Raw genomic sequence first — 22,988 nt, 5'->3', positions numbered from 1 at the left:
CGAACGATAAATGACCCCTTAACTATCTGAATGTGGTCAACTTTTTAGTTAGAGCTTTTAGGAAGCTTTTAATCTTATTGTTATATCTGTTTAACTTTTATATTGGTCTACGTATTCTAAATAGAGGCGTTCCGCTGCCTATCAAGCTACCGGGCTTAACAAGAATCTCTTCGATCAATCTCTTTGGTGAAATTGGGTACTTTACCAATTAGTCCGCCTTTTCGGGGAATTATATTTTGGAGCCACCTGAGAATCTCTGTCGATACTCCCGAGGAGAAAGACCGGTCTGTTCGACTTGCAATGTGCCCGTTTCCAGTAGTTCGCGGGCCTTCTGCCTTTCAAGCTCTAAAGGTTATATCTAGCTCTTTGGTTATAACTTTTTGTCTCTTAAGGATATCTTTCCTGTATCTATCTGTTGACTCTCAAGTGGCTTGAGAGTCCATACTTCAACTCACGCGCAGAAGGGTGAACAGATAGGTGGAACTATGTTTAGAATCGGTGAGTTTTCAAAAATAGCCCAGACCGCTGTTTCACAATTACGGTATTACGATCAAATTGGTCTGTTTCAGCCTGATCACACAGATGAGTCCACAGGGTATAGATACTACAGCACTAATCAGTTGCCTGAATTAAACCGTATTATCGCCTTGAAAGAGCTGGGAATTTCGCTTGAACAAATTAAGATCATGGTTCTTCAGGACGTATCGGTGCAAGAAATTCAAGGCATGTTACTGCTGAGAAAAGCACAAATAGAGCAAACTGTTCAGGAACAAATTAATCACCTAAAGATCATTGAAGCACGCCTAAAAGAGGCTGAAAGGCCTGAGAGTTTGAATTTCGATGGAATTATTCTTAAAAGCGTTGCTGAGCAGCCTTTCTATTCTGTTAGAAAGATAATGCCAAACCTATTTGACACAATCCACTTGGTGACCGAGCTAAGGGAATATGTACCTGACGTGGCGGGGAAAGACCAGCTTGGCCCTCTAACGATCATACTTCACGGTAATGCTTTTAGTATTGAAAACGTAGATATCGAAGTAGGGTTTCCAGTTAAGAGGAGTATCGAAAGAGTTCTACTGCTACCTGGAGGAAGTGAAGTTAAAGGACGGGTTCTCCAATCAGAGCAGAGTGTTATTTCTACGATCAGGGTAGGAGCCTTTGAAAACGGGTATGAGAAATATGCTCAGCTAGGTAGGTGGATAGAGAATAGTGATTTTCAAATATCAGGGCCTGCAAAAGAAATATTTATAAAGCCACCATCCCAAGGGGACCCTGAAGATTGCGTTTGTGAGATTCAATTTCCGGTAACAAGGCCAACCACATCTGTTTGAATACATAGGTAAAGCCCTATAGATATCGAACAGTAAAACATATTAAAAATCAGATTTTAATGAATAGGCAATTAAGGCTTAGGGGTTCGTATATCTTAAAAACAGAATACTTTATTTTTACGTCATAATTTTTAATTGGGAGAGTGCAAATGAAGATTGTCAATCAAATTAACATCAACACTTCTATTGATAAAGTGTGGGAAATATTATCAGGTAATTTTAGCGAGATTAGTAGTTGGACCAGTGCCGTTGTTGTATCCACTGAAAACCCAGATTTACCGAAAGGTGATGGTCGAAAGTGCGAGTTGCCTGATGGAGCCATTGCCAGTGAAACATTAGTGAATGTGGATAGTGGTCAGCATACTTTTTCCTATGAGGTAAAGCTATCTAGTATGCCATTCTTTGTTAGATCCATGATTAATACTTGGAAAGTTGAACCGGTTGCTAATGGGCAGTCACGAGTTAGCTTTGAAATTGGTGTAACTTTGCTCCCCATATTTGCTCAGATTATGGGAGTACTAATGAAGAGGCAGTTTAACAAACTTGCCAAGGTTGTGCTTGAGGAGTTGAAAGTCTTTTCAGAAACCGGAAAAGTCCATCCGCGAAAAGAAGAACAAATAAAACTTAACATAGCTAAGGCCGCTTAGCAGTAATATCAACAGGCAATAATGATATCTCTCGGGGGGGCTGAGACCTATAGCCCCCAAATATTTCATATTACCTACCCTTAAGGTTTTTCAATGTCGTATTCAGTAGACTTAAGACGTGGAGAGCTGGCAATAGAGGGAGCACCTGAAATTCATTTAAACAATAAGAAGTTCAGTTACATACCTCAGCAATTTTTGCGATATTACCATACAAGAGAAACTGTAAAGGACTCCTGATCCTCATTATAGGGCAGGGCGGTAGTATTATCGCTCCTCCTTTACCCGCTTACTCCGCCCACTTTCATGCCGCTCCCGCATGTCGGAATCAATGTAGCGATCGGTCGTAGCCATACTTGCATGGCCTGCGTCATCGCGCACATGCTCGCGGGGACGGTACTTCACATCTTCAGAAATACCTGTATGGCGGAGCCAGTGCACAGTGGCTGCCTTAAGATCTTCAGCATCTTCCCCTAAGCCTTCTTCAACCATCCGTTGGTGGGCAGCATCAAAGCAGTTTTGAACAATCAGGCGCACCTGTCGGGTACTGGTAACTGGTCCCTTGCCACGGGACTTGTGCACCAGAGGTGTCTGCTCATTGATGCTGGGCAGAGCAGGGAGCTGCAAATAATTTCTGTAGCGCTTCAAGGCCTTCAGCATTTGGTCGCAAACAGTGATTGCCCGGCCCTTGTTTCCTTTACCTGTAACGTGAAACCACCAGTTTCCGTCGCGATCTTTCTTGAAATCACCCATAACTGGTGCCGATCTTTCATCCGCAACCAACTCAGAGATTCGCAAATACATAGCGAATAGGGCGTTCATAATAAATAAAGTTCGCTCGTGATCAGTAGGTGATGTCTCGGCCATGATCTCAGCAGTTTCCAGAACATAGTCCCACTGCAAGTTGCTGATTCGACGTACAATTTGGCTTTGTTGCTCACGTCGAACAAACTTACTTTTCTGGCGAATCAGTGCCACAGGATTGGCTGGAACCAAGCCTTCTTGATAGAGGAAATCGAAGAAGGATGACAATGCAGTAAAGATGCATTTGATCGCTGCCTGGGATGGCCGGAACTCTTTAGGAGAAGCTGTCTTGCCAGCACGAAACTCAACTTTGGACACACTGACTATGAATGGCCGCCAATCGGCATTCACAACGCGCTCGCCATTTTGTGTTTTGAATCTGGCAACATTCTTAGTCCCGATCCAGGCAATTGGCGGCTCAATGCAAAACTGCACAAACTCCTCAATGTGTTCGCGCTTCAAAGTCATTATTGAAACTTCTTCAATGCGCCAAGCCCATTGCAGCAAGCGCTCAAGTTCACGGCGGTAGCTGTTAAACGTTGCCTGGCTGCCGTTATAGCTGTAAAGAAACTTAAGCGTGAACTCCAGATCGGTATCAGCACCAGGAATCTGCTTGCTGAGATAACGGCTAGCTGAAAAGCTGGTGCAGCGGAATGGATTCTCAAGATTGCTTAGGTTGTCGATGATTGGTGCTGGTGGCCGGTTGGAAGCAGACATAGAAATATGGATTTGTTGTTGGAATGCGGTGGACTGCCAAGTAAAGTACTTAATCAGTATTCATAAAAATCCGTTATTAATCAATAAGTTATCATAATTTTGGCCAACTAAAGTACTTAATTGCACAAATATTTATCATTGCAGGATCAAAAATTCACTTTCCCAACTAAAGTACTTAATTGAACGACCAATATAGGCCTTAATTTGTGATGAAAGGAGCTGCTGGTGTCAGAGATACCCGAGACTAATGCCCTCGTTTATATCTTGAAAAGGACAGCGACGGATTTGATTATAGTAACGCTGCAGTAGTAGCACCCCTGCATTTTAAATGCGGGGCCTTTCATCGAGTTAGGGTTTTACAGCGGGCTTTAATGTTAGGAAAAATGAGTCGGCCGGATCATAGTTTCACATTAACCATAACTAGCTCCTTTAATTATCGTCTAAGCCTACAGAACCTTGCTTGCCAACAGATGTTCGCACCCAATAAAGCTCAGATTCCGCGTGCGCACTCAATCTTTGACTGATTAGTCAAAATTATTAGCCCGACCTGATTTTGGATCTTAAATGAGCACTTATCACAACTTGCGATGCCCTCTTGACTTTCAGTAGGTGTTATCGAAGGAAGAGTAGTTGCTGATTCCTCTTAAAGTCGAGAGTGGGCATTCTATCAATGCCTTCTCATTAATCAGCGGCGTTTTATGAACCCCAATTTATATTGTCTAGCCCACATGAATGATATAACGTATCATTTCTCTGGTTGATGCGTATTGATCTGTGTTCGGACTAAATAGATTAGAAGGATTATTGTGAGAGATACTCTAGGAATTTTCGCATCCGGTATTTGTCTGCTTCACTGTTTTTTGCCTCCTTTATTACCCGCTTTGGGAGGTTTAGGGGTATTAGGTGTTTTACAGGGCGACCAGTTTGTCCATTTACTTCTGCTGGTTCCGGTCTTATTTTTGGCTTTTGGCAGCTTCCCGGCCTCCTGCCGACGCCATCAGCGTTACACGGTAATGGTTGTGGGGTTCTCGGGGACGCTGCTATTGGTTGGTGCGCTTTACCTTGAAGGGCCTTGGGAGCTGGTTGCCAGTGTTGTTGGTGCTGGCCTATTGATCATTGCCCACTGGGTGAACCAGCGCTTAGTGTATCGGATCGCTTTGGTTGATTAGGTAAGGATGATGAAGTCTGCTGGAGTTCTGCTGATCGCTTTGTCCCTGGTTGGCTCAGTTGTGGGAGATATGGGAAGTCATGTCCATGGTAAGGCCATGATGTATCTAGTGGCCGAGACAGATAAAATCCGCATCGAACTAGAGTCACCTTTATCCAATTTAGTGGGGTTTGAGCATGCGCCTCGTAACGATACCCAAAAATAGCTGTTAGAGCAGGTTACTCTCGAACTATCCAAGCCTGATCATTTTTTGGAGTTTGGCAGTGCTCAGTGCCAGCCCTTAAGTGTGGAAGTTGGGGCGCCATATTAGTGCAGAAGTTAGCAGTGACAGCTCAACGCACAGTGGTTTCCATGCTAGTTATGAATTCAAGTGTGATAATCTCGCACAGTTCAACAGTGTCATTGTTACCCTGTTTGAGAGGTTTCCCGGTATTCATGGGATCGCAGTGCAATGGATCAGCTCCGGTCATCAGGGAGCTGAACTGCTCACTGGTAAAGACAACAAATTGCAAATGAAATAGGCTATGAAAGCATCCCAAATCAAACAAACTCTGAGCGTGGCGGAGCAAACCTGTCGCAGTTCGGGTGCCCGCTTGACTGAAAAGCGCAAGAACGTTCTTACTGTTTTGCTGCGTTCAAAAACTCCGCTGTCTGCCTATGAGATAGCGGAGCATTACAACGGTGACTTTCGCGACTCAATTCCCGCCATGTCAGTCTACCGAATGTTGGATTTTCTGGCAGCAGAGAACCTGGTTCACAAGCTCAATTCAGAAAACAAATACCTGGCCTGTGCTCATATTGCCTGTGACCACAGCCACCAGACTCCACAATTTTTAATCTGCAATCGTTGCCGCAAGGTGCGGGAAATTGGTATTAGGCCTGAAGTCATTGATGCACTGCGCGATACGGTTGAAAGTGCCGGATATCATCTCGAGACATCCCAGTTGGAGCTGGACTGTGTTTGTGATGAGTGCAGTCGGGATGCAGCTTAGTGGCAGCTGGTCAGTTAATACGTGGGGTGCCTGCCAACGTTATCACCGGTTTTCTGGGCGTCGGCAAGACAACAGCTATCCGGCATCTTCTGGAAATTAAGCCCGCCGATGAACGCTGGGCTGTTCTGGTCAATGAGTTTGGAGAAGTGGGGGTTGACGGCGCACTTTTTGAACCAGAACAGGAAGGCAATATTTATATTCGAGAGGTACCTGGCGGCTGCATGTGCTGTGCTGCCGGTTTGCCGATGCAGATTGCTTTAAACCAGTTACTGGCTAAGGCCAGGCCCCATAGATTAATAATTGAGCCGACGGGCCTGGGACATCCTAGAGAGGTGCTGGCGACTTTGTCTGATGCCGTGCGCGGTGGTGTGTTGGGCCTTCACGGTACACTAACTTTGGTCGATGCGCGTTGTATTGAAGATGAGCGCTACTTGCGCAGTGAGACTTTTCGGCAGCAACTAGAAGTTGCTGACTTGGTGGTGGCTAATAAGTCTGACCTTTATGGCCCTGAGGACTTGCAAAATCTACAGCGTTTTCTGTCATTTCTAGGTGAAGGTACGGAAAAACCTCTACAGGTAGTAGAGCAGGGGCGTATCGAACTAGAGTGGCTCCAGCTGCCCTGCAGTTTTCAGGTCTCGCCAGGGAGTGATCACCATCATCCAGTAATCCAGGTGGCGGATGAGGTTGAGCTATTGCCGGAGTGTGGCTATCTCCGCTCAGAAAATTGTGGAGAGGGATATTACAGTTGTGGTTGGCGTTTTAGCCCTGAATTTATATTTGATTATGATGCGCTCTTTTCACTATTCAGTGGCACTGACGCTGAGAGAATCAAGGGGGTATTTATTACCGAGCAAGGTGTATTTGGATTTAATAAGGCTGACATAGTGCTTACAGTATTGGAGCTGGATGACACATTGGAAAGCCGGGTGGAGGTGATTAACCAAGCGCGTTTGGATTGGGGCGCGATGGAGAGCTGCTGGATTGCTGCCCAGGCGGATAATCAGGGTACCCAAACATAAGTGTTTTACGAATCCAAATAGCTACTCGACTAGAAGCTATTTCATAACTTCTTTAACGTAATTAACATGCATACAGTATAGAAAAAACACGATAAGAGGAAAAATATCGCTCCCATCTAACAACCAAGCGGCGGTAATTTAAAAGTCCGCTCAACTTTCCATCGGCGAGCATACTTCTGAGCTTTCTACCATCCTGCCTTGGGGCTTTATTTCTATTTCTCCTGTGTAGACAGATAAGGAAGATCTTTACATCGCGCTCCAGAAAGCAAAACCCACAGGATGTCCTCAAAACAGGCTTGATTATCAATGGGTTTTGGGCCTCCCTTTCCTCGTTTTAACTCAGGAGGACAAAATTCGATCAATTCCTATTGTTCATCGATTAACATTGACTTGAATTGGCTCACTATTGCAGTACCTTATTCAAAGTGATTGCACGAAAATAGTTCATTTCAAGTTATGAAAAAGCCTATATGGTTAATATTTCCAGTAAAAAATTGAGTGTTAAGCAATCAATGCTGATGGGGATAGAGCAGGAGCAAGTGAACACTTTGGATGTCAACAATGGCAGGGAAACTCAAAGCTATACATTAAAGCCAGGTGAGAGTAGGGTAGCTCAATAGGCTATACACCACTTTTGCGAAAAGTTAAATAAATTAGCCTTTTACCGGCATATATATCCCGATTGAATGGGAATTGCCGTTATGATTTCTCTCTTTGCCAAAAAATGAGCCATATATAGTGGCTCCCAACTGGCTGTATTTCCATCAGTTAATTATTGCCTTCTCCATGACCATGAGAAGAAGGTTCGCGGTAAATTTCATGGGTTATTCCTAAGAAGAGTTTTACGTCCCAGTAGGCGCTCGTCACTCGTCGGCGGATTCGAAATCAAAAGTGAGTAGCAGTCGCAGTTGGCCGGGCTCGACACTCGGTGAGCGGTGGATTAGACCGGCCCCTTCATTGCCCTCCCAGAGTTCGCCCTTGAGAAGGGCAACCGAGCCGCATGCCAGGTGATTGATGGAAGTTGGAGGGAATTCCTGGTTAGCCTTTAAGTCGAGTGTATTTGGGGTAATAGAATCTGGTGTCAGCCACTCTGTACCCGTACCTAAATAAGTCGTAATCAATCGACAGGGCACCCGGTCTACATGAAACTTTGGGCACATTGCACCGTTCAGGGTTGTTAAACGAATACCGACTCCACTTAGCTCAAATAGATAACTGAACATATCTGCCAATAACTGGATATCAGCACACAAGTGCGGGTAGGGACCAAGCTCTGGTAATGCTTCACCGAGACGCTCGATCTTGGCGGTAGGTAATAGAATCCTACGGTTGGGGTGTACACCACTATTTAAGAGCGAGCGGCAATCACTGGCTATGCTACTGGGCAGTTCCCGTTGCCAGATGGCCATATTGATATCAGCTTGGAAAATATCTGCTAAAACTTCTCCATTATCTGCAGATACGACCCGACGGGTATTTGGCAGGTCTGCCACTGACAGTCCTTCCTCTTTCGGAGCCAGTTCAGTATTTGGAGCTTGTGTAATAATTGTCTCATGGCTTCTTTCTGTAAAGTCGGTCAGGCTCAAGCTAATCTCCAATTAAGTAACTTCGGCTAATAAACACTATTTTCAGAGGCTTTAATTGCTTTGCTCTCTGCTATGGCGGGCGGTGCAATACCTAAATACCTCACTCGCGCACTACCCGCTCCTTAATGCATGCTACGATATAACATAACATATTGAGTGTGGTCGGCCTAGGCAGCCTCCAACATTGGGGTGAATCAAGCTTGAAGACCGAATTTATCGGGAGTTCTGATAGCTGGAGGGAGCCTTGGTGAGGCGTATTGACCAGTGCCTGGCGCAAGTAGATTGTTCGGCGATGTTCTTTTTAGCAGCAAAACTGTTTATCTCAGATTTCTTTCTTGCCGTCGTCGTAATTCACATTTTGTTCAGATTTAACTGAGCTAAAATGATACATTGTATCAATTGTGTATTTATAGTTTATCCCATTTGAGTGGAAGAGCCAGGGAAATAATGGCAATGATTGGCAGGATTTAGCTAGAGGTGCAGCTTCGTGCCGGCCTACAGCCGGGGAGGGTGTGTTACTCTGTCAGCCTGTCGTGTTTATAAGTGAATTTTCGGTGTACCGGAAAATACAGGGTTAGCGTTGGGAAGTACCCAAAATTAACCTGTTTTTTTTAAATATTGCTGAGTAAATATGAAAATAAATAATTCTATTGTTTACGGGGTTGCAACTGCTGCATTATTTGTTGGAGCGAGTTGCGCCAGCCTCGCCGCAGAGAAAGAGAGTGTTTCGACTGAAGGCATGTGGCAACCTCACCAGTTGCCTGAGCTGTCCAAAGAGCTTCGCACTCATGGCCTGGAGCTAGACCCAGCCAGCATGACCAAGCTTACCGAATTTCCAATGAACGCGGTGATCAGCCTGGGGGGATGTTCCGCTTCCTTTGTCTCTCCCAAGGGATTGGTGATTACCAACCACCACTGTGCCTACGGTTCAATTTCATACAATTCAACCGAATCCAAGGATTTACTCGCTGAAGGTTTCCTGGCCGGAGATTTGTCTGAAGAGCTGCCTGCTGCACCGGGCTCCCGAGTTTACGTCACCGTTGCAATGAACGAAGTAACGGATAAGGTCAACGAACGCCTGACTGATGAGATGGATGGCGCTGCACGTTTTGCCGCAATCGAAGAAGCGGAGAAGGCGCTGGTTTCTGAGTGTGAAAAAGATCAGGGCCATCGCTGTGAGATCTACAGCTACTACGGCGGTTTGAATTACTACCTGGTTAAGCAGTTGGAAATCCGCGATGTGCGTCTGGTGCATGCACCCGCAGTTTCAATCGGCAAATTTGGTGGCGATATCGATAACTGGATGTGGCCTCGCCATACCGGCGATTACGCTTTCTACCGCGCCTATGTTGGCAAAGATGGTAAACCGGCTGATTATTCCAAAGATAATGTCCCTTACGAGCCTAAGCACTATTTGCCTGTAGCGGCAAAAGGGCCTAAAGAAGGTGATTTCGTGATGGTTGCCGGTTATCCGGGGCGTACCAACCGTTATCGCACTGCCCAAGAAGTGGAAAGCAACTTCAACTGGTATTACCCAAACATGCAGCGGGTGCTGGGTGAATGGTCGGAAACGATTGGTGCGGCAACTGCCAACAATAAAGATGCAGAGTTAAAGTATGCAAGCCTCGTGGCAGGTTTGAATAATTACTCTAAAAACTTTACCGGCATGATGGAGGGTTACCAGCGCAGCGATCTATTGCAGCGTAAAGAAAAGCTGGAAAAAGCTTTGCAAGCTTGGGTGGATTCAGACAAGGCCCGCGAGACAAAATACCAGTCGACGATCGATGATCTCGAGGCGCTGGTTGTAGAAAAAGAATCAACCCGTGAACAGGACCTGGCCATCGATTATATGGATCGTTCAGCCATGCTGGGTGCCGCAAGCAAACTGTATCGATTGGCTAAAGAGAACGAAACACCCGATGCTGATCGCAAGCCGGGCTATCAGGTACGGGATCTAACCCGATTCAAAGAGGGCATGCGTCGTATAGAGCGCAGCTATCATCCATCAGTCGACAAACAGATCTGGCTCTACTTCCTAGACCGGTATCAGGCGCTCCCGAAGGAGCAGCGTATAGCCAGCTTTGATCGTTACTTGAATATCGGAAAAGGCAATACTGACCTAGAGGCAACTCTCGACAAAATGTATAAGGAAACAGAGCTTTCCGATATTGAGGTACGTGAAGCGTGGATTGGTAAAAAGCCTGAAGACTTCAAAGAGAGCAAGGATCCGTTTATCCAGCTGGCAGTGGCCATGTACGATGATATGCTTGCCCGTGAAGAGTATGAGGAGTCCATTAAAGGGCGCTTCGCCCAATTGCGCCCACAATATATGGAGATGCTGATAGATTATTACCACTCCCTAGGTAAGCCGGTCTACCCGGATGCAAATAGCTCTCTTCGCGTGACCTATGGCCTGGTTAATGGCTATGAGCCACCAGCTGGAACAATTAAAGAGGCAGCAGATGGTAATGACGGTAAACAAGGCTTTGTACCTTTTACTACATTGCGTGGTATTAAGGCAAAGTATACCGGCGAGGACCCCTTTGATGCTCCCAAGGCTCTGATGGAAGCGATCGATAAGCAGAGCTATGGCCGTTACTATGAAAAGCAGCTGGATTCAGTGCCGGTTAATTTCCTAAGTACCGTAGATATTACCGGCGGTAACTCAGGATCTCCGACAATGAATGGTCGCGGTGAGTTGGTGGGAGTCGTATTCGATGGAACCTACGATAGTATCAATGCTGATTGGGACTTCACCGATAGTACCCGGGCGATTCATGTCGATATCGCTTATATTCTCTGGGTAATGGAGAATATTGACGGAGCCGGATACTTGGTTCGGGAGATGGGCCAGTAACCGACTATAGTTGAACTAACGTCCTCAAGTGAGCAATGCTACCTGAGGGCGTTTTTCTTTGTAGGGTTGAATACTATCCACCGCCATATTGTAAGCCGCAGTACCGAACTCGCTCTCTTTTTTAGTGTTCTTAGTTTCCCTTCTATAGAGAAAGGCGCGTACAGAGCGTCGACTGGAACTCCCTTAGGAAAAGTGCCGTGGATAACCTAATTCGGAGGTGGGGGGTAAGTGGATACAGGCTCCAAAGTAGGGCACAAAAAGGAAGCTGGAAATTGTTAGTTCATCATTAAATTCAATCGGGACGATAAATCCAACAATGCGTATCTGTTGATTGTCGAGCTCTGGTTTTATTCTAGTGGAAGTCAAAGCGGCCTGGGAACGGCTTTCATTTTCACTCGTGGTGATAAAAGCCGATGTGTTAGGTATTGAGTCGGCAGCGGAGCCATCAAAATATCATCTATGTATTCTGATGGGCTGAGTTACTGCCCTCAGATTAGTGCGGGGTTTATCTGGATGGAGTTGTCATGGGCGAACATACAATCATACTTTTACGTTCAGTATTTGCCGGAACTTTAATTGCAGCTGTAATTCCTGGATGGTTGAGTAGATAATAGAGCATAGTTTAGAGTATTTGTTCCCCCGATTGTTGAGAGAGGTTGTGTTCTATAGGCCAGTAGCATCACTAAGCTAATCGCTAATTATTTAGTGATGCATTGAGGCTAATCTATCCCCTTACTGGTTTTCATATTCCAAAAGCTTTTTCTTATCAATTTTACCTACGGCAGTAACCGGAAGGCGAGATAACACACTAAGTTGCTCTGGTAGCTTAAAGGCAGCCAGTCCTCTTTTTGTCAAGAAATCGCGTAACATGTGTAAAGAAGGTGCTTTATCTGCACATACGATAGCCGCTCCAACTTGTTCCCCGAGTTCTTTATCCGGTAAGGGAATGATAGCTACTTGCTGAATATGGGGATGGGCGAGCAGGTGCTCTTCAATTTCGTCGCATGCAAATGTTTCCCCTCCCCGATTCACAACATCTTTGAGTCGTCCGGTAACTACAATATTGCCGTTGTCCAGAATGCTTACACGATCTCCACTGCGATAGAAACCATCGGGGGTAAAAGCACGGCGATTATGCTCTTCGGCTCGGTAATAGCCTCTCAATGTGTAGGGTCCACGAGTGAGTAATTCTCCTTCTTCTCCGGCTTTCACTTCCTGCCCGTACTCATCAACCACTTTTAGAGTATCGAGGGAACTCATAGGTCTTCCTTGAGTATTGGTGATGGTTTCATTGTTATCTTCGCGATGGGTGTAACAAATCAATCCTTCGGCCATACCGAATACCTGCTGTAGTGCACCGGGAAAAGCAACTATCGCAGCATTGGCGTCAGTTGGACTCAGCTTTGAGCCACCAACTTGAAGTAAGCGGAGAGAGCTTAAATCAGCATCTTCCCATTCTGTCGCTGCAGTCCAGACTTGAGCCAGTGCTGGGACCAGGGCTGTGGCGGTTACGCCGTAACGCTCTATCAGCTCAAAGCAGTAGTCCGGGCTTGCATCTTTGGTGAATATGACTTGCCCACCCATGGATAGCGTGCCCAGAATGCCGGGGCAACCCAGTGGAAAATTATGGGCGGCGGGGAGTACTGCCAGATAGATTTCATCTTTTCCTAAATTACAAGCAGCCGTAGCGCAGGTAATGTTGTAGCGATAGTCATTGTGGGTGCGTGGAATAAGTTTCGGAAGTCCTGTAGTGCCACCGGAAACGAGGAATAGAGCAGGGGCGTTAGGGTCTACGGGAACAGGGGTGAAGCCTTGGCATTCTGTTCTGGGCAGGGAGGGGAATGTGTCATTTTCATCAGAGCTGTATATGGCTCGCAAGGTCGGAGATTGCGAAGCAATTTGTTCTATCATGCTGGGGCGGCTTTCATCACTTTCAGCTCCTGAAGTGATATAAATACTGGCACCAGAGACCTGTGCAAAATGGCATATTTCATTTTGGCGATGTGCAGGCAACGCTAAAACAGGAACCAGTCCCGCTCGAAATAAGCCGAGCAGGGCTGTAATAAAACTGACCTGATTGCTCCACTGGAGTATTGCCCGCTCCCCAACTTTGTAGCCTTGTTCCACCAGGCCTGCAGCAATGCTATCGGCCTCATTAACCAATTCGGCATAAGTTAATTGATTCGATAGGTCCCGAACTGCGCATTGATTGGGAAAATTTTTCGCATTACGTGTGATCAGCTCCCAAATAGGTTGGTTATCCCAAATTCCTTGTTGCTGATAGAAAGCCTCTAGTTCCTTTGGGTGAGGCGTGTAACCATTAAGCAAATTATTTTCCATGCAGGTCTCCTGAAATGTTTGGGTGGGGCAGACGAGTGTTTTTTTGAATCTTCTTCAGATTTCTAAATTAAGAATTAACAGTTAGTATTCACGGCTTCAAATTTCTTATTGAGATAAATCTATGTCCGGCGCTTGGCTACAAATCCCTCGCCCTCAACCTAAAGCGGCTATCCGACTTTTGTGTTTGCCTCATGCTGGTGGTACAGCATCACTTTATCGACCCTGGGTGAAATTATTGCCAGATTCCATAGAATTGGTTCTCGTATGTTTACCGGGTAGGGAGCAACGCTGTAATGAAGCTATGCCCGCAGATATGCAAACTTTAATTGCTTTGTTAAGTAGGGCTATCAAACCTGTCATCGATAAACCCTGGGCAGTATTTGGGCACAGTATGGGAGCTACAGTTGCTCATGAATTGGCTCTCTCCTTGTATCGCGAAAAATTGCGCGGTCCTGAACACATATTTGTCTCTGCGCGCGAAGCGCCACAATTTCAAAAGAGTGGAAACATACACCAGTTGAGTGATGAATCTCTGTGCCAACAACTCATTAAGCTTGGCGGCACCTCTCCTGAATTATTGGAATTTCCTGAGTTAAGGGCTCTACTACTCCCTGCTATACGCCAGGATTATCGATTGATCGAAACCAGCAAGATGTCCTCGGACCAACTTTTAGATTGCCCCATCACTGCGATGCTAGGACGCGATGATCCTGAGTTGAGCACCGATGAAGCTCGGGGTTGGCAGCAGTGGACCAATGGTGAGTTCCAGTTGAAAGAATATGCAGGTAACCATTTTTATCTGTCCGATTGTCCCGATCTGGTTGTTGGTCATATTGCTCAGAAGCTCCGCTTGACCTAACTGCATGAAAAGTTAAGTTGGCCGTATAAAACCTTTCTGTTTCTTGTAACGCTATCAAAATCAATTGTCGGGAGAATAGGGCTGTTGAGCGGCTCTATATTCTCCATCGCTCAATAGATAGCGGATCTCTACTTCGATTAATTCGAGATCGTTATTTTTAATGATGTTCGAATTATTTCTCTTTAGTAACAAGTAACCCACACTCTCTCCACCCTGATGTCCAAATCTAAAATAAACATCCCGTTGATTTCGCAAATGATATGTTATAACGTTTCATTATTAATGGGAAGATGAACAGCTTAGGTGATGGAGTTTCTATGCAAGCAACGAAGCTGCCAATGGAGTGTAAAAATCTGGATGAGATCCGCCAAGGTATTGATTCCATTGATCGCGAGATCATCAGGCTGTTGCAGCAGCGTATGGGATATGTTTTGTCTGCAGCGCAGTTCAAACCAGATGAAGCCAGTATTCCCGCTCCAGATCGGGTTGCGGCTATGTTGATTGATCGCCGTGGTTGGGCTGAGGAAGAGCAGTTATCTGCTGACTATATCGAGTTGCTTTTTTCTGGGGTTATCCAGTGGTTTATCAAACAGCAAAAACTGCATTGGCGAACTGAGCGTGCCCTACATGCTGAGGAGGGTCTATGAAGGGGCGCTCTAAGTACGACGGACTGGAGGCCTGTTTGCAGGAAGCCAAGTCCAGGGTAAGCCAGGGACAGCCAGAGGTTCTGGCATCATTTTCCTTCCCATGCCACAGGCGCGATCCAATTGGGTTGTTTACTGCTAACTATCGACATGAACGAATAACATCTCTGTGGGGTACGCCCTCCAGTGATTTTTATTCCCTGAGTTTTGGCTCTGCCTACGAGTTTAGCTGTGCTCCTGGGAAATCCTGGTCTGAGATTCAAACTAATTGGCAAAAATTACAGGCTTCTTCTGTCGTGAGCGGGGGACATCAACCAATTTTGTGTGGTGGGTTTGCTTTTGATTACCAAAAAGACCCTTCAACGCTTTGGCAAGATTTTCCTTCAGGCGTGCTAACGCTACCTGAGTTAGCCCTTTATTGTGAAGCGGACCACAGTTATGTGGTAATAAATTTAATCGTGACTGGTCATACAGACTGCAGTCTCGCTACTGAGCAAGCCAAAGCGCGGTGGCAAGGCATCTTATCTCGTAACCCTGACTCCTCTACAAATGACAATTTACCGCTGGTGGAGAGTGATTTTAGTAATAGTGATACTGATCAAATGGATTGGCAACAGGGTGTTGTTGATGCGGTCGAATCAATTAAGCGTAACGAATTTCAAAAAGTGGTTCTCGCTCGTTCTGAAGCACTGAACGCGGACTGCTGCCCGGGAAGTATTCTCGGATATTTACAAGAATCTTACCCCGATGCCTATTTGTTTGCCTTTTCCCGCGGAAAAAGTTGCTTTCTTGGGGCTTCGCCCGAGCGCTTAGCGGCTGGTAAAGACGGGCGTATCAGTACCGTTGCTTTGGCCGGTAGCGCACCTCGGGGAAAAGATCCTGCAACTGATTACAAATTGGGATTATCTCTGCTCGATAGTGACAAAGACCGCTTCGAACACGACCTGGTTGTTCAACATCTCCTCTCTATTTTACGTAAACACTGCCATCGTGTAGTGGAACCTGAACCGCCTCAGCTCCGTAAATTAAAGCAAATTCAGCATTTGCTTACGCCTCTAGAGGGCTTGATGAAAGATGACGTAAATCTATTGGATATTTTATCGGATTTACACCCAAGTGCTGCGGTGGGTGGCCTGCCGAGGAGAAAAGCACTGAAGTATATCCGTGAAAATGAAGGCCTGGATCGTGGTTGGTATGCAGGACCTGTTGGTTGGCTCAATGCTGAGGGGGAAGGGGAGTTTGCTGTTGCTCTGCGTTCTGCGCTTTTTACCTCGGGCAAGGTGACACTATTTGCCGGTTGCGGCCTGGTTGAAGCCTCCCTTCCTACCCACGAGTATCGTGAAAGTTGCATCAAAATGCGTGTTATCCGAGACGCAATAAGGAGCGTATCTCTTGTCGCCGAAGCCGCAGAATAAATCAGAGCCAATCAGTCCGGCCAGTTTGTTAAAGGATTTAGTTTGTCAGGCTATTGATGCCGATATTAATGACATTAATCCGCAGGGTGACTTAATTGCACTGGGGCTCAACTCAGTGCAAATCATGAGGATTGTTGGCCAATTAAGGCAGAAAAAGATCAAGGTAAAATTTGCTGATCTTATCGCGGTGCCTCGATTGGAAGCCTGGCTTTCCCTACCTCAATTGGCTATTGGAACTGAAGAAAGTACCAGTGAACATTTATCTGTGCCGGGCGCTTTTGATGAAATCACTCCCTTTGATTTGGCACCGATGCAACATGCCTATTGGATTGGGCGAGACCCGAATCAATATCTAGGGGGCGTTGCCGCACACTTTTATCATGAGTTTGATGGCCAGGATGTAGTACCTGATCGATTGGAACAGGCTGTGCGCTCCCTCTTCGAGCGACATGGGATGCTGCGTGTTCAAATCCTCGATGATGGCCGACAGCAGATTCCCGCTGAAGTGAGCTGGCCCGGTTTAAAGGTTCACGATTTCAGGCACCAAACTGCTGCAGAAGCGGAGCAGAGTCTTATCGCTGTTAGGGAGCAACTCTCCCATCGGCAGCTGGATATATTGCAGGGTGAGGTTTTTGATGTTCAGCTCTCATTGTTACCTGCGGAATTAAAAGCGGGCGGCACACGCCTGCATATTAATCTGGATATGGTAGCCGCAGATGCCTTTAGCCTGCGCGTGTTACTGAATGACCTAGCCAAGCTCTACCTCGAACCAGAGCAGTCTCTGGTTCCGTTGAATTACAGTTATCCGCGCTACCAGGCTGACCGCAGCGCTCTTCACTCAAAGGAAGAGCGCCGAGCTGAGAAGCAGCAGGCCAAAGAACACTGGCAGGATCGCCTGGCAGATTTGCCCGGTGCTCCTCAATTACCCACTGCGATAGGTACTGAGTCTAAAGACACTCGTCGCGTTGTTCGTCGCCACTATAGTCTGTCTGCTGACCAGAAAAACCAGCTGGCGGAACTTGCGAGCCGTCACGGAATTACTTTGTCCATGACCCTGGCAGCGGCGCTTGCCGAAGTGCTTACTGTCTATAGCGAAGAGTCAGACTTCCTGCTGAATCTCCCCCTGTTCGACCGGGAATCCCTGCACCGGGATGTCAACTCCCTGGTGGGAGACTTTACTTCTTCGATCTTGCTTGCCTGGCAGGGCAGCCAGAGTGGAACCTTCGTTGAGCGTGCACAGCGTTTACAACACAACTTCCGTCAGGATGTAGCGCACGGGAGTTATTCCGGCGTAGAGGTGCTGCGTGACCTCAGCAGGCAACAGGGACAAACGGTGTTTGCGCCGGTTGTCTTTACCAGTGCGCTTGGGTTGGGAGAATTATTTGGCGAGTCAGTTCGCAGTGCCTTTGGAGATGTCAATTGGATTATCTCCCAAGGACCACAAGTGTGGCTGGACGTACAGGTTATGGAACTCAAAGGTGGCCTGTCCGTAAACTGGGATGCGCGAGAAGCTGCTTTTGCTCCCGGCGTCCTGGATGGCATGTTTGCCGCCTTTACGCAGTTACTGGAATGCCTGATCGGCAGCCCGGAATTCTGGGCCCAGCCGATACCATCGCTGCTGCCTGCGGAGCAAAAGCAGCAGCGCCAGCAGGTTAATTCCACAGCCAAGCCATACCAGCCTCACCAATTACATGAACATTTTTTTAGCAATGCTAAAAACTGCCCGGAAGCAGTGGCTCTCTATTGGAAGGGTGATCAAATCCGTTACGGTGAGTTGGCCCACAGTGCTTTGGCGATGGCTGCGTATTTACAGCTTCAAGGTGTTGAGCCCGGTGATTTGGTCGGTATTTTATTACCCAAGGGGCCGGAGCAGATTATTGCAGTCTTGGGCGTATTAGCGGCAGGAGCGGCTTATCTGCCGCTGGGTATAGACCAACCACCGTTGCGTAGAGAGCGCGTACTCAAACTTGCTGGAGCCAAGCTGGTTATAGATAACTTGTCTGTGCTCTCCGGTGTCGCGCCTTCATCCCAGCCTGTCGTGGGAGAGGCCAAAGATCTCGCCTATACCATTTTTACCTCTGGCTCTACCGGTGAACCCAAGGGCGTCGAAATTAGTCACGGGAGTGCCTGGAACACCATAGCGGACATTAACGCGCGCTTTTCGGTTAACGAAAATGATCTCGTGCTCGCCGTATCAGCATTGGATTTTGACCTTTCCGTTTACGATATTTTTGGGCTCTTGTCCGCCGGCGGTGCACTGGTATTGGTTGAAGAGGAATCCCGGCGGGACGCTGAGCGCTGGCATCAGCTGGTGTGCCAACATGGCGTAACGGTTTGGAATACAGTACCGGCGCTTTTGGATATGCTGCTCACCACGGGTGGTGATACTCCAGCTGGAGAGCTGCGCCTGGTATTAAATTCTGGCGACTGGATCAGCCTCGACCTGCCGGAACGATTAAAGCGCGTAAACCCCGGTTGCCGCTTTATCGCATTGGGTGGCGCCACTGAAGCTTCTATTTGGTCGAACAATTTTGAAGTCAAAGAAGTTGATTCCTCTTGGCGATCTATTCCCTATGGTTACCCCTTAGCCAACCAGCAATTCAGAGTGGTGGATGCCCTGGGGCGCGATTGCCCTGACTGGGTGACAGGGGAGTTGTGGATCGGTGGTGCTGGCGTTGCATTGGGGTATCGCGGTGCTCCCGGTATCACCGCAGCCCGTTTTGTGACAGACGAAGGCGAGCGCTGGTACCGCACCGGAGACTTGGGCCGCTATTGGCCGAACGGGTGCCTGGAGTTTTTGGGCCGCGCCGATAATCAGGTCAAGGTGCGTGGACACCGCATTGAACTCGGCGAGATTGAAGCGGCACTGACCGCACACAAAGGGATTGCGCAAGCGGTTGCATTGCTGACTCAGCGAGGTGTGGTTGCGGTTGTCGCTCTGGAATCCAAATTATCGCAAGGGAATATCAATCCAGAAAAGTGCTTTGTTGATTTGCAGCAGTTGCAGGAACCCTTGAACGACCTGCGTGAATTCCTGACCCAACGATTGACCAGCGCCATGCTGCCCAGTGAGCTTTGCTGTCTCGCTGAAATACCTCTCACCGCCAATGGCAAAATTGATCGCGGCGGTTTACAGCAGTTTGCCGATGAATCCCTGTCGCAGCACCAGGCAAAGCAGAACCCACCGCAAGGTAAATTAGAGCAGCAGGTGGCTGCCGCCTGGTGCAAATTCCTTGATGTTACCGATATAGCGCGGGACGATAACTTCTTCGCACTTGGGGGTGACTCCCTGTTAGCAACCCGTGTTGTGCGAGACCTGCGCGAGTCTGGCTTTGAAGGTGTCACACTGTCGGAATTGTTTAGCCAGCCCAGCCTGGCCGACTTCGCTGCGACATTAGTTCAAGATCCAACTGAGAACCCACAGCGAAACAAAGGTACTAGCGAAATTGCTGCTACACCCTGGCAATCGGATAAGGCCAGTCGGTACGCCGCTTTTGAACCTACCGATGTTCAGCGGGCCTATTGGCTGGGGAGGGACCCGGAATTTGTTTTGGGTGGTATCGGTTGTCACTTTTACCGCGAATACGACGTTGTTGATCTCGATCTGGAGCGCTTGGAATCTGCGCTAAACGCTATGATTGCCCGCCATGAAATGCTGCGGGCTGTATTCGACAGCGAGGGGCGACAGCGCATCCTTGCCGATGTGCCGAGATTTTCCATCGATGTTACAGAGGTAGACCGCGATCCAGCTTCTGCTTTTGCGCAACTACGACAGGACTGCGCGGAGCAGGTGTTTGAGCCAAGCCGGTGGCCACTGTTTGATGTCCGTGCGGTGCGCTGTGGCCGTAATACCCGATTGGCTATCGGTTTGGATAATTTGATTCTCGATGCTTTCAGTATTCTGCTGTTTTACCGTGAGTTAAATATTCTTTATCAGAGCCCTGAAACTCCTCTACCTTCTATCGAACTCTCTTTCCGCGACTATGTGCGCAATGTATTGCCGCAAACTACCGCAGTATTTGATAGTGATCTTGCCGAAGGTCCCCTGGCTGCCGCAAAAACCTTTTGGCAGCACAAACTATCCGAACTGCCTCCCGCGCCCCAGCTGCCCATTGTGCGGGAGCCGGCATCCATTGAGCGCCCGCACTTTGTGCGCCATCAACAGCATATTGAAAAGCGGATGTGGCAAAACCTGGTTGCGCGCGCGGCTGAGCAGGGAATCACGCCTTCGAGCCTCCTTTTAACGGCTTTTGCCGAAGTGCTTAGTCGTTGGAGCAGTCGCCCCGACCTGAGCTTGAACCTTACCCTGTTCGACCGTCGTGAAGTTCACCCGGATATCTATCGGGTGATGGGGGATTTCACCTCCCTGACCCTGGTGGGTTACCGGCCAGAGGCCGGTGACAGCTGGTTGGTGAGAGCGAAAAAAATACAAGGGGAAGTTGGCGCGGCCCTGGAACATCGCGATATTTCCAGTGTTAGCCTGATGCGGGAATTAGCCCGCCGGCAGAGCGACGCGGAAGCCACAATGCCCGTGGTCTTCACCAGTGCACTGGGTATTCCCGGTGGTACAGCGGCACCGGAAAATGGACCTCTGCGGGAACCCGTCTGGGCCCTGACACAAACGCCACAAGTCTGGTTGGATCACCAGGTGGTCGAAGTCGAGGGTGGCGTTTTTTTAAATTGGGATGTTGTCGAAGCGCTTTTCCCTGAGGGGATGTGCGCGGAAATGTTCCAGGCCTATATCGGCTTGCTCCAATGGGCGGGTGACGCTGAATGGGATTCCACACCGCCTGATTTATTACCCAAGTCTCAACGGGATTTGAGAACCCAGCTTGAAAAGCGTACCGCGATTGATCCAACGGATAACTTGTCGCAGCGATTTTTCCAGCAGGCTAAAGCGAATCCCGACAATATCGCCTTATATTGGGGGGACGAAAATTCCCTGAGTTATGGCGTCCTGGCAGAGCGTGCTTTGCGCATTGCTGCCTGGTTATTGGAAAGCCAGGTTTCATCTGCTGAAGTAGTGGCCGTTAACCTGCCCAAAGGGCCCGACCAGATTGCCGCTGTTTTGGGGGTACTCGCAGCGGGAGCTGCTTATTTACCTGTCGGTATCGATCAACCGCAGGCCAGGCGCGAGTCAATGTTGCGCCGTGCCGAGGTAAAAGTGGTACTCGACAAAAGCGCAATTCAACAGGCCGAACAGTTCGCTTCTATTGGTGAACCGATTGCAACAGAAGCTGAGCAACTGGCTTATATCATTTTCACTTCCGGCTCCACAGGTGAACCCAAGGGCGTCGAAATCAGTCATGGTGCCGCCTGGAATACCATTGCGGATATCAACGAACGTTTCTCTGTTGATGAAAATGATCGTGTACTAGCTATTTCAGCCCTGGATTTTGACCTCTCTGTTTACGATATTTTTGGACTGCTATCGGTCGGTGGTGCGCTGGTATTGATTGATGAGGAGGACCGGCGGGATGCCGAGCGCTGGCATCAATGGGTATGTCACTACGGCATCACCATCTGGAATACGGTACCGGCGCTACTGGATATGTTACTCACTGTCGGTGCCGGTACACCGCCTGGCAATTTGCGTTTGGTATTAAATTCCGGCGATTGGATTGGCCTGGATTTACCCCAGCGATTAAAACAAGCACAGCCCGAATGCCGTTTTATCGCACTGGGTGGCGCCACTGAAGCTTCTATTTGGTCTAACAGTTTTGAAGTTGTAGATGTCGATCCAAGCTGGCACTCGATCCCGTACGGATACCCCCTGGCCAACCAGAAATTCAGGGTAATGGATACCCAGGGGCGCGATTGCCCTGATTGGACAACGGGCGAGCTGTGGATCGGTGGTGATGGTGTCGCCATGGGCTATCGCGGGGCGCCCGAATTGACCGAAGCGCGCTTTGTTACGGTCGATGGTGAGCGTTGGTATCGCACCGGGGATCTTGGACGCTACTGGCCCAATGGATGCCTGGAATTTTTGGGGCGTGCCGATAGCCAGGTGAAGGTCCGTGGCCATCGCATAGAGCTGGGTGAAATCGAAACCGTATTTAATCGTCAGATGTTTGTGCAGCGCGCGCTGGTGCTAACCACAGAAGAACAACAGCTGGTCGCTGCCGTTGTGCTCGCACCCGAATGCCCACCAACTTTTAGTACTGATGACTTGCGCGAGTATCTTCGCTGTCACCTGCCTTCCTATATGGTCCCGGATTTCATTGTGACTTTGCCGGAAATGCCCCTGAGTGCAAACGGCAAATTGGATCGGGCTTCAGTATTAAAACTCGTGAATGCGGTGGAAAAACCGCAACAGGAAAAAGCGGCTGAGCTGGCGACAGATAACGAGCGTCTGGTAGCCCAGATTTGGCAAGAGCTTCTTAGCCTGCCCGTAATAAACCGCGAGCAAAATTTCTTTGAATTGGGTGGCGATAGTTTATTGGCAACCCGGTTTATCGACCGCCTAAAACAGCAACACCGTTTGCTGCTTCCCCTCAGGCGTTTATTTGCCTCTCCGAGACTGGCAGATGTTGCCGGTGCCCTAAGTGCAATGGAACCGCTAGTGGATGTTGATCCCGATACGGTGGAAGAGGGTGTGATATGAGCTTGTTG

Annotated in this window: 16 protein-coding genes; 12 read left to right on the top strand and 4 right to left on the bottom strand. The window is 48.1% G+C overall.

All coding sequences use genetic code 11. The annotated features are described in order from the left end of the window. Positions 1 to 485: 485 nt before the first annotated feature. Together ACJJIB_RS12195 and ACJJIB_RS12190 are read left to right on the top strand one after the other, a co-directional pair. Positions 486 to 1,331 (top strand): MerR family transcriptional regulator, encoded by an 846-nt coding sequence (locus tag ACJJIB_RS12195; RefSeq protein WP_444886237.1) that lies wholly within the window; start codon positions 486 to 488, stop codon positions 1,329 to 1,331. A gap of 149 nt (positions 1,332 to 1,480) precedes the next feature. Beyond that, positions 1,481 to 1,978, top strand: a complete 498-nt coding sequence (locus ACJJIB_RS12190; RefSeq protein ID WP_252081688.1) for an SRPBCC family protein — start codon at positions 1,481 to 1,483, stop codon at positions 1,976 to 1,978. Positions 1,979 to 2,242: 264 nt separating this feature from the next. Here the strand turns inward: ACJJIB_RS12190 and ACJJIB_RS12185 are convergent, their stop codons facing one another. Next, complete coding sequence (locus tag ACJJIB_RS12185) at positions 2,243 to 3,496, bottom strand: tyrosine-type recombinase/integrase (RefSeq protein WP_444886236.1); 1,254 nt, start codon at positions 3,494 to 3,496, stop codon at positions 2,243 to 2,245. An 806-nt stretch (positions 3,497 to 4,302) separates the two neighbouring features. Here ACJJIB_RS12185 and ACJJIB_RS12180 point away from each other — a divergent pair. The 5 genes from ACJJIB_RS12180 to ACJJIB_RS12160 all read left to right on the top strand — a co-directional run bounded on the left by ACJJIB_RS12180 (position 4,303) and on the right by ACJJIB_RS12160 (position 6,675). Then, positions 4,303 to 4,665 carry a MerC domain-containing protein gene (locus ACJJIB_RS12180; RefSeq protein WP_444884807.1) on the top strand — a complete coding sequence of 121 codons (363 nt, stop codon included), beginning with the start codon at positions 4,303 to 4,305 and terminating at the stop codon, positions 4,663 to 4,665. A gap of 9 nt (positions 4,666 to 4,674) precedes the next feature. Next, complete coding sequence (locus tag ACJJIB_RS12175) at positions 4,675 to 4,869, top strand: ZrgA family zinc uptake protein (RefSeq protein WP_444884808.1); 195 nt, start codon at positions 4,675 to 4,677, stop codon at positions 4,867 to 4,869. A gap of 79 nt (positions 4,870 to 4,948) precedes the next feature. Then, positions 4,949 to 5,185: a ZrgA family zinc uptake protein gene (locus ACJJIB_RS12170; RefSeq protein ID WP_444886235.1), complete on the top strand. Its 237-nt coding sequence runs from the start codon at positions 4,949 to 4,951 to the stop codon at positions 5,183 to 5,185. Positions 5,186 to 5,188: 3 nt separating this feature from the next. Beyond that, on the top strand, positions 5,189 to 5,656 hold the full coding sequence (locus ACJJIB_RS12165) for a Fur family transcriptional regulator (RefSeq protein ID WP_444884810.1): 468 nt from the start codon (positions 5,189 to 5,191) through the stop codon (positions 5,654 to 5,656). Continuing rightward, positions 5,656 to 6,675 carry a CobW family GTP-binding protein gene (locus tag ACJJIB_RS12160; protein WP_444884811.1) on the top strand — a complete coding sequence of 340 codons (1,020 nt, stop codon included), beginning with the start codon at positions 5,656 to 5,658 and terminating at the stop codon, positions 6,673 to 6,675. The genes ACJJIB_RS12165 and ACJJIB_RS12160 overlap by 1 nt, the downstream gene beginning before the upstream one ends. A gap of 863 nt (positions 6,676 to 7,538) precedes the next feature. Here ACJJIB_RS12160 and ACJJIB_RS12155 read toward each other — a convergent pair. Beyond that, a complete protein-coding gene (locus ACJJIB_RS12155) occupies positions 7,539 to 8,261 on the bottom strand; it encodes a DUF1826 domain-containing protein (RefSeq protein ID WP_444886234.1) in 723 nt (240 codons plus the stop codon). Positions 8,262 to 8,892: 631 nt separating this feature from the next. Here ACJJIB_RS12155 and ACJJIB_RS12150 point away from each other — a divergent pair. Next, positions 8,893 to 11,118: a S46 family peptidase gene (locus tag ACJJIB_RS12150; protein WP_444886233.1), complete on the top strand. Its 2,226-nt coding sequence runs from the start codon at positions 8,893 to 8,895 to the stop codon at positions 11,116 to 11,118. 183 nt (positions 11,119 to 11,301) lie between these two features. Here the strand turns inward: ACJJIB_RS12150 and ACJJIB_RS12145 are convergent, their stop codons facing one another. Next, positions 11,302 to 11,484 (bottom strand): DUF3299 domain-containing protein, encoded by a 183-nt coding sequence (locus ACJJIB_RS12145; protein ID WP_444886232.1) that lies wholly within the window; start codon positions 11,482 to 11,484, stop codon positions 11,302 to 11,304. Positions 11,485 to 11,850: 366 nt separating this feature from the next. Continuing rightward, complete coding sequence (locus ACJJIB_RS12140) at positions 11,851 to 13,458, bottom strand: (2,3-dihydroxybenzoyl)adenylate synthase (protein WP_444884815.1); 1,608 nt, start codon at positions 13,456 to 13,458, stop codon at positions 11,851 to 11,853. Positions 13,459 to 13,579: 121 nt separating this feature from the next. Between ACJJIB_RS12140 and ACJJIB_RS12135 the strand changes: the two genes are divergently transcribed. The 4 genes from ACJJIB_RS12135 to ACJJIB_RS12120 all read left to right on the top strand — a co-directional run bounded on the left by ACJJIB_RS12135 (position 13,580) and on the right by ACJJIB_RS12120 (position 22,980). Beyond that, positions 13,580 to 14,317 (top strand): thioesterase II family protein, encoded by a 738-nt coding sequence (locus ACJJIB_RS12135; protein WP_444886231.1) that lies wholly within the window; start codon positions 13,580 to 13,582, stop codon positions 14,315 to 14,317. Between the two features lie 317 nt (positions 14,318 to 14,634). Then, positions 14,635 to 14,964: an isochorismate lyase gene (locus tag ACJJIB_RS12130; protein WP_444886230.1), complete on the top strand. Its 330-nt coding sequence runs from the start codon at positions 14,635 to 14,637 to the stop codon at positions 14,962 to 14,964. Beyond that, the gene (locus ACJJIB_RS12125) at positions 14,961 to 16,376 is read left to right on the top strand and encodes an isochorismate synthase (RefSeq protein ID WP_444886229.1); all 1,416 of its coding nucleotides are present in this window, start codon (positions 14,961 to 14,963) and stop codon (positions 16,374 to 16,376) included. The genes ACJJIB_RS12130 and ACJJIB_RS12125 overlap by 4 nt, the downstream gene beginning before the upstream one ends. Next, a complete protein-coding gene (locus ACJJIB_RS12120; protein WP_444886228.1) occupies positions 16,354 to 22,980 on the top strand; it encodes a non-ribosomal peptide synthetase in 6,627 nt (2,208 codons plus the stop codon). Before ACJJIB_RS12125 ends, ACJJIB_RS12120 begins: the two co-directional genes overlap by 23 nt. Positions 22,981 to 22,988: the final 8 nt, after the last annotated feature.

Source organism: Microbulbifer mixtoriginis (SeqCode) (genome assembly GCF_052467705.1).
The sequence above is the reverse complement of the archived record's forward strand: the minus strand, read 5'-3'. Positions and strand labels throughout refer to the sequence as shown.